General features: G+C 57.2%; 9 protein-coding genes. 5 read left to right on the top strand and 4 right to left on the bottom strand.

Features of this window, described 5'->3' with window-relative positions:
* Window positions 1–261: 261 nt before the first annotated feature.
* From EBMC1_RS14960 to EBMC1_RS14945, 5 genes are all read left to right on the top strand, one after another.
* Window positions 262–708, top strand: coding sequence for a hypothetical protein (locus EBMC1_RS14960; RefSeq protein WP_040590520.1), 447 nt, complete (start codon window positions 262–264; stop codon window positions 706–708).
* Window positions 709–795: 87 nt separating this feature from the next.
* Window positions 796–1,074, top strand: coding sequence for a hypothetical protein (locus EBMC1_RS18530; RefSeq protein ID WP_156001366.1), 279 nt, complete (start codon window positions 796–798; stop codon window positions 1,072–1,074).
* Entirely contained in the window at window positions 1,067–1,435 is a 369-nt protein-coding gene (locus EBMC1_RS14955) for a plasmid mobilization protein (RefSeq protein WP_040590517.1), read from the top strand. Before EBMC1_RS18530 ends, EBMC1_RS14955 begins: the two co-directional genes overlap by 8 nt.
* On the top strand, window positions 1,432–2,733 hold the full coding sequence (locus EBMC1_RS14950) for a relaxase/mobilization nuclease domain-containing protein (RefSeq protein WP_003049638.1): 1,302 nt from the start codon (window positions 1,432–1,434) through the stop codon (window positions 2,731–2,733). Before EBMC1_RS14955 ends, EBMC1_RS14950 begins: the two co-directional genes overlap by 4 nt.
* 229 nt (window positions 2,734–2,962) lie before the next feature.
* Complete coding sequence (locus tag EBMC1_RS14945) at window positions 2,963–3,136, top strand: hypothetical protein (RefSeq protein ID WP_156001363.1); 174 nt, start codon at window positions 2,963–2,965, stop codon at window positions 3,134–3,136.
* A 33-nt stretch (window positions 3,137–3,169) separates the two neighbouring features.
* Here EBMC1_RS14945 and EBMC1_RS14940 read toward each other — a convergent pair whose 3' ends face one another.
* From EBMC1_RS14940 to EBMC1_RS14925, 4 genes are all read right to left on the bottom strand, one after another.
* The gene (locus tag EBMC1_RS14940) at window positions 3,170–3,376 is read right to left on the bottom strand and encodes a hypothetical protein (RefSeq protein WP_003049633.1); all 207 of its coding nucleotides are present in this window, start codon (window positions 3,374–3,376) and stop codon (window positions 3,170–3,172) included.
* Window positions 3,377–3,664: 288 nt separating this feature from the next.
* Window positions 3,665–4,432: a DUF7662 domain-containing protein gene (locus EBMC1_RS17970; protein WP_003049631.1), complete on the bottom strand. Its 768-nt coding sequence runs from the start codon at window positions 4,430–4,432 to the stop codon at window positions 3,665–3,667.
* Window positions 4,433–4,496: 64 nt separating this feature from the next.
* Window positions 4,497–4,805: a hypothetical protein gene (locus EBMC1_RS14930; RefSeq protein ID WP_003049628.1), complete on the bottom strand. Its 309-nt coding sequence runs from the start codon at window positions 4,803–4,805 to the stop codon at window positions 4,497–4,499.
* 251 nt (window positions 4,806–5,056) lie between these two features.
* Entirely contained in the window at window positions 5,057–5,983 is a 927-nt protein-coding gene (locus EBMC1_RS14925; RefSeq protein ID WP_003049626.1) for an ArdC family protein, read from the bottom strand.
* Window positions 5,984–6,000: the final 17 nt, after the last annotated feature.

Below are 6,000 nucleotides of genomic sequence, written 5' to 3'. Positions count from 1 at the left end.
TTCAACAGAATAGGGTGGGAAGCTGCCATTCGAATCCTCCCTGTCGCGAAGCGATGGGGAGGGGGACCGTCGCCGTAGGCGATGGTGGAGGGGCTGTGAAGGCGCGCCATTAGCCCCTCCGTCAGCGCTTCGCGCTGCCACCTCCCCATGGCCTGCGGCCACAGGGAGGATTTGATGTCCGCAATCGGTCGTTGTCAGTCATTCGACCCAGATCGGCGGTGAACGATTGCCTCATCCGCCCGCTCGTGCGACTTGCTCGCGATGAACAGTTCGCCAGCCATCAGAGCCGCCAAACACTTCTTAAGCGTCGTATGGGATGGCGATCGGCCGGACGACGAAACGCTCCTCGCTGCGCTGGACAGCTTAGTCGCAGCTTATCACGTAACCCCAGTTGGAGATGTGTCAGATGCTGACGTGGACGCGCCGAGGCAAAACGGCGCATATCTCTACGCCGAAGTGGCGGCACGTTTTCCAACTTATGGCGCTTATCCGGTAGCGGACCCCACTGGATCTTTAGACGACGCGCTGATGGTCGCTGACGCAATCGATGACTTGGCTGACCTTACGTTAGACATGCGCGAGGTCTTATGGTTTGCTGAGCATGTCAGCCTCAACGACGCGCATTTCGCCTTCCGGCTTCATTTCTTCCATTGGGGGCAGCATGCTCGCGAACTGTCGCTGTATCTGTGCGGCCGGTTGTTTGGCTGAACGTCCGCAACCGGTCGTTTCCGGTCGGAACGAAAATGTCGTAGCCGACCGCGAGCGGCAATGTCGCACCATAAAGAGCAACGGAAAATGGCGCACCTAGGAGGAGAAAGTTCGAAACTCCTCTTTGATACGCTAGCCCAGTGGAACCACGCTTTAAGCCAAACATCAATCGCCGGAATCTTGCCAGCCGCTAACAGCAACGATGCTGCTGGCGATGATGATTCATCACCGATAGTCGGTGCGGTTTCGCTCGATACAAATGTGATCGGCGTCGATCTCTCGGCACGTCGTCCGCAACGTCCAACCTATCGCGGACCGAAGAAGCGTCGTTCGGATGACGAGGGAATGGAGGTCGGCCATGGGTAGCCGTCGTCCACCTCCCTTCTCGCTTCGCCTCACTTTCGAAGAACGAGCAAAGATCGAAGCCGATGCGGCTGGTATGTCGCTCGGCGGATACATTCGCTCGCGTCTCCTTGATCCCGATTGGATCGCTCCGCGTCGTCGGGGCAAGTTTCCGGTGAAGGATCATCGCGCGCTCGCGCAGCTCTTGGCGATGCTTGGTCAGTCGCGGTTGGCGAACAATGTGAACCAACTCGCGAAGGCCGCGAACACGGGCAGCCTTCCTGTCACACCAGAGACAGAGGAAGCGCTGCTCACGGCTGTTCAGGAAGTCACGCGGATGCGGCAGCTTCTGATCGAAGCGCTCGACCTGGATGCGCGCCTATGATCTTCAAAGCCTCCAAGCGCAGCGGTGGTCGTCAGCTTGGGAGCCATCTCCTCAAGACGGAAGAGAATGAGCATGTCGAGATTCATGAAGTGTCGGGCTTCATCTCCGACACAGTCATGGGCGCGATGAACGAAGCTTATGCGGCAGCGCGCGGCACGAAGTGCAAGCAGTATCTCTTTTCGATGTCACTCAGCCCTCCCGCACATGAATCCGTGCGCATCGAAGTGTTCGAGAAAGTGATCGGCGATATCGAAGAGCGGCTCGGCCTCACCGGTCAGCCGCGTGTGATCGTCTTTCACGAAAAAGAAGGCCGCAGACATTGTCATGCCGTCTGGTCGCGCATCAACGCTGAGACCATGACGGCAATCGATATGCCGTTCTTCAAGAACAAGCTCCAGGCCTTGGCGAAAGAAGTTTATCTCGAAAACGGGTGGAAGATGCCACGCGGTTTCGAGAATCCGCAGCTCCGCGATCATCGCAATTTCTCCTTGGACGAATGGCAGCAAGCCAAGCGTGCATGCATCGATCCACGCGAGCTGCGCGGTGCAGTTATCGAATGCTACCGCCAAGCGGACAATGCCAAGAGCTTTGCGGCGGCGCTCGAAGAGCGCGGCCTCTTTCTCGCGCGCGGTGACAGACGGGGCTTCGTCGCCGTCACCACTGACGGCGATGTCTATTCACTCTCGCGCATCATCCCCGACAAGAAAGCGGACATCGCAGCACGGCTCGGCGATTCATCAAAGCTCATGTCCGTCGCGGAAACACGCGAACGCATCGCGACAGAGATCGCACCCCGCCTCTCGACATACATTGCAGAGGCAAAACGCATCGCACATCGCAACATGGAACCGCTGATAGCGAAGCGCGAAGCGCTCAAGGTTCAGCATCAGGCTGAACGCCAAGCCTTCGATAAATCCATCACAGCACGCTGGAACGAGGAGCAGCGTATTCGCGCATCACGTCTGCGCAAAGGCATTGCCGGTGCATGGGACTTCCTGACGGGGAGGTATTTCAAAATCCGCAAGCAGAATGACATGGAAGCCAAATTTGCGCGCGAGCGCGATAGCCATGAGCGGCACGCTATGATCCATGCGCAGCACAAGGATCGCCAAGCCCTGCAAGAGTTGATCAAAGAGAGCCGACGCAGGGAAGCTGAACGCATCCTCGGTCTCTATCGGGACGCTGCCAAGTTCCGCCGGATGCGCGAGGGCGAAGCCGAGCGCGACCGCAATGGTCGCACGCGTGATGGGCGCTCACCTTCTCCAAAGCCACGTGATCGGGGTTTGGATTTGGGATGATCCTTTGCGGGTCATTGCCGTTCGCCTTCCTCCTCTTCTACACCACCACATGATCCGCTGATTGATCGAACCTATCCGCACTCGGTTGAGCATGATGCAAGGCGGGATCGTGATCCCTGATCTTCTCCACATTCGTTGCGATCACAGGTGATGCATCGGCAATCGATGTGCGGATGCACGTCCTCCAACGCGGCCCATGGTGGGCGGCGCAAACGAAATGGAGGATGTCATGAACTTCAATCTCAACCGCAACGATCTTGCGACCAAATCCACCGCTCAACTCGCGGCCTTGTTCCAAGATGCATCGCGCGCCGTCACGGCGAGCAACGCGGTAATCGCATCGGCGCAATCGCTTCTCGCGATGATCGCGCAAGAACTTGGCCGCCGTGGTCCAGCGCCATAGCGACGCTGGCTCACGAAGCCCCGAAGGGGAGCGTTAGCTCCCCTTCTTGTTGGCTGGCTTTTCCTCGTTGATCCGCATGACGATCCGGCCATTCACCGGGATCGCATTGAGCGCGAGCGTGAAACCTTTGCCGTCCTTGGTTGCCCACGCGACGCCGATGTCAGTCCAGCGTGCGTTGTCGCCGTCACCCATGACGTTGAACAGGCGGTGGCTCGGGCGGTTTGAGTTTGTGTCAGACATTTCAGTTCTCCTTGGTTTCCACCGAAGGACAATTCCTCGGCTTCATGGGGAGACTCGTGACCTGGCGATGGAGGCGAGGATCAAAGGCTGAGCGAAGCGAACAATCGCGCGGAGCTACACAAGACGAAGTCGCGGAAGCGAGCGGCCTTGATCCGAGATGCGGCTGGTCAAAAACCCATGAATGAATGCCGATGGGAATGTCCGCTGCTCGGTGGCAATTTTAGGAGAGCATGATCTGACACGACAAACTGCCCGCGCCACATTTCACTTTGGGTGACGGCGGATCGCCTATCGGTTGGCGATCTCGATATCCGTGCCACCTGTGGCAACAATCGCCGCGTGCTCAATCATCCGCCGCATGGCCTTGTCGGTGAGATCAACGGAAACTTGGACGCCATTGATTGTGAGCTTCACCCCTTCGGTGACGATATCGACCGCGATGATTGCACCTGCGGCAATCGCCTCTTTGAGAAGTGCATTGATGCGAAGACTGGTTTGCTGTGTTGGGCCTGGGCCACGGTAATTTCCAAAGCGGCGGCGCAGATTCACCGACTCGCCAACATACACTTGCGATCTGCCGACACCATCGAGACGAAGGCGATAAAGTCCCGCGCCGCCCGTCACGCTCGGGAATACAACGCTGCCGTTTGCATCGAGATTAACATTGCCCAGCATTTTCCATTCGAAGACCAATGCAATGTCGTGCGCGGCTGCGGTCGGCGCAGCTTTCAATACCGTCACCCGCTCGCCATCGGCGCTGACACGTCGTCCGGCCTTTGCCCGCAAAGGCTTTTCGCGTGTTGTTGGCAATGTGCTGCGAACGAATTTTACGGTGCGTGCTTTGCGATTGAGGTCTGCGGTCGCCCATCCGCGCTTCAACCATGCTTCGTTATGACGTCCCTCGACTGGCGAATTGCTCCACCACGCATCATAGGTGTGGGCACTCTGTGGCAAATTGCGATGGATGATCTGCTCGATCTGATCGAAGCTCAAAGCGATGCAATCACTTGTCTGATCGTCGAGAAAATCTCCGAGCGGCTGATATACTTTACTCATCGAAGCATTGAGCCATAATTATTCTATCGCTGCAATGCACGTGATCAACGCACGTGTCTCGCGCTCAAAAGAGCGCGAGTTGGCGTGATGCGGATGTGGTTTCGCGCCATGCGTGGGTGCGTGACATCTCGTCGATCCATGCTTCAACGTAAGCCTCGGGACCGCCCATGTGATCGACATTGCTACGATTGATGAAGTGCGAGCGATAGCCGGTTTCGGTGATCGGCAGCGGTGCGTGTTTTGGCTTTACGCTTTCGACCTCAAGATGCGCCATTGATTGTCCGTCGTCGAATGAGACGTAATCGGCGATCCAGCGAATTTCGATTTCGATCCCGTTCCAGTTTTTGTGAATGATTGCGTAGTCGGTTTTCATGTCTGCCTCCTTTGGCGTTTGGGTTCGTCCAGTGGACGGGGAGGCAAAGGGCAGGGTTCGAAGGGGCAGCGTCACCGAAGGGAAACGGCCAACACGGGAGCGCAGCGAATGGAGCGGGCAAGCCGTTGACGATGCACCGGCCCTGCCAACATTCCCGTCATCATCACCGGATGATCACAGACGCGCGGCAGACAATGAAAAGGGCCGACAAGCGGCCCCACTTTAGAACGGCATTGGAATTGAAGGGCGGCCTAAGCCGCCTCTCGATGTTCGATCTGAGCAATGCTCTTGAGGTATTCAGCAGCCTTGTTCGCAGCACTCGCCGCCGTGAAGATTGCTTTGCGGTCGCCTTTCAGAATGCGCAGCCAGTGGCCGATATAGTCGGCATGATCGGCGCGTGGTTCTGCCGTGATACCAAGATCACTACAAAGGAACGCCGCGCCAAGTTCGGCAACCATTTCTTCCATCGCATAGGCATCATCGCCAAAGCGTTCACCGAAGGTGCGCGCGCAACGCTGCTCTGCGCCTGACCAATGGGTCAGCTCGTGCAGCAACGTGGAATACCATCCTTCGGTCGCGGTGCTGGTTTTCGTACCAACGAAACGATGACGATCTGGCATCGTGATGCTGTCGGTTGTGCGATTGTAGAAAGCACGTTCACCAGCAACGGTGATGTTCGCACCTGTGGATGCGATGAATGCCTCGGCGGCAACGCATGGATCGATGCGATCAATGGCAGGTTCGATTGCAGGAAGCTCGAAGCCATCGACTTGTGCGACGTTGAACACGCGTGATGCACGGGCAACGAAGAAGCGACTTCCGCGATCATCATCATCGCCGGATGATTGCGTGTCACGCTCATGCGGCTGTAGGTCGCGATAGAAAATGATGATGGACGATTTCTCGCCCTTGCGGACTTGTGCGCCCTTTTCTTGCCACTGGCGATATGTGCCCCAAAGGCCATGATCGAACTGCTGGCAATATGCCGATGCCCAGAGGGCGACGGTGTTGACGCCGCGATAGGCGTTCTTGCTTTCGATATTGGTGGGACGTTCGATTGATCCGCCTGCACGATGCCAAGGCATTTGCGGATGCTCGGCTCCGGCTTCGATTGCGGCAATGATTTGATCGGTGATAGCTCCGTAAACGTCGAAGCGTTCTTTTGATGAAGTGGTCATGTCCTGATCTCCTTTCG

This window comes from Sphingopyxis sp. MC1 (genome assembly GCF_000371385.1).
GTDB lineage: Bacteria > Pseudomonadota > Alphaproteobacteria > Sphingomonadales > Sphingomonadaceae > Sphingopyxis > Sphingopyxis terrae.
The sequence above is the reverse complement of the archived record's forward strand: the minus strand, read 5'-3'. Positions and strand labels throughout refer to the sequence as shown.

What these genes read in the sequence shown, in the direction of transcription:
- EBMC1_RS14960 (WP_040590520.1), top strand. Translation starts at nt 262, where the DNA reads ATGAACAGTTCGCCAGCCATCAGAGCCGCCAAACACTTCTTAAGCGTC.
- EBMC1_RS18530 (WP_156001366.1), top strand. Translation starts at nt 796, where the DNA reads ATGGCGCACCTAGGAGGAGAAAGTTCGAAACTCCTCTTTGATACGCTA.
- EBMC1_RS14955 (WP_040590517.1), top strand. Translation starts at nt 1,067, where the DNA reads ATGGGTAGCCGTCGTCCACCTCCCTTCTCGCTTCGCCTCACTTTCGAA.
- EBMC1_RS14950 (WP_003049638.1), top strand. Translation starts at nt 1,432, where the DNA reads ATGATCTTCAAAGCCTCCAAGCGCAGCGGTGGTCGTCAGCTTGGGAGC.
- EBMC1_RS14945 (WP_156001363.1), top strand. Translation starts at nt 2,963, where the DNA reads ATGAACTTCAATCTCAACCGCAACGATCTTGCGACCAAATCCACCGCT.
- EBMC1_RS14940 (WP_003049633.1), bottom strand. Translation starts at nt 3,376, where the DNA reads ATGTCTGACACAAACTCAAACCGCCCGAGCCACCGCCTGTTCAACGTC.
- EBMC1_RS17970 (WP_003049631.1), bottom strand. Translation starts at nt 4,432, where the DNA reads ATGAGTAAAGTATATCAGCCGCTCGGAGATTTTCTCGACGATCAGACA.
- EBMC1_RS14930 (WP_003049628.1), bottom strand. Translation starts at nt 4,805, where the DNA reads ATGAAAACCGACTACGCAATCATTCACAAAAACTGGAACGGGATCGAA.
- EBMC1_RS14925 (WP_003049626.1), bottom strand. Translation starts at nt 5,983, where the DNA reads ATGACCACTTCATCAAAAGAACGCTTCGACGTTTACGGAGCTATCACC.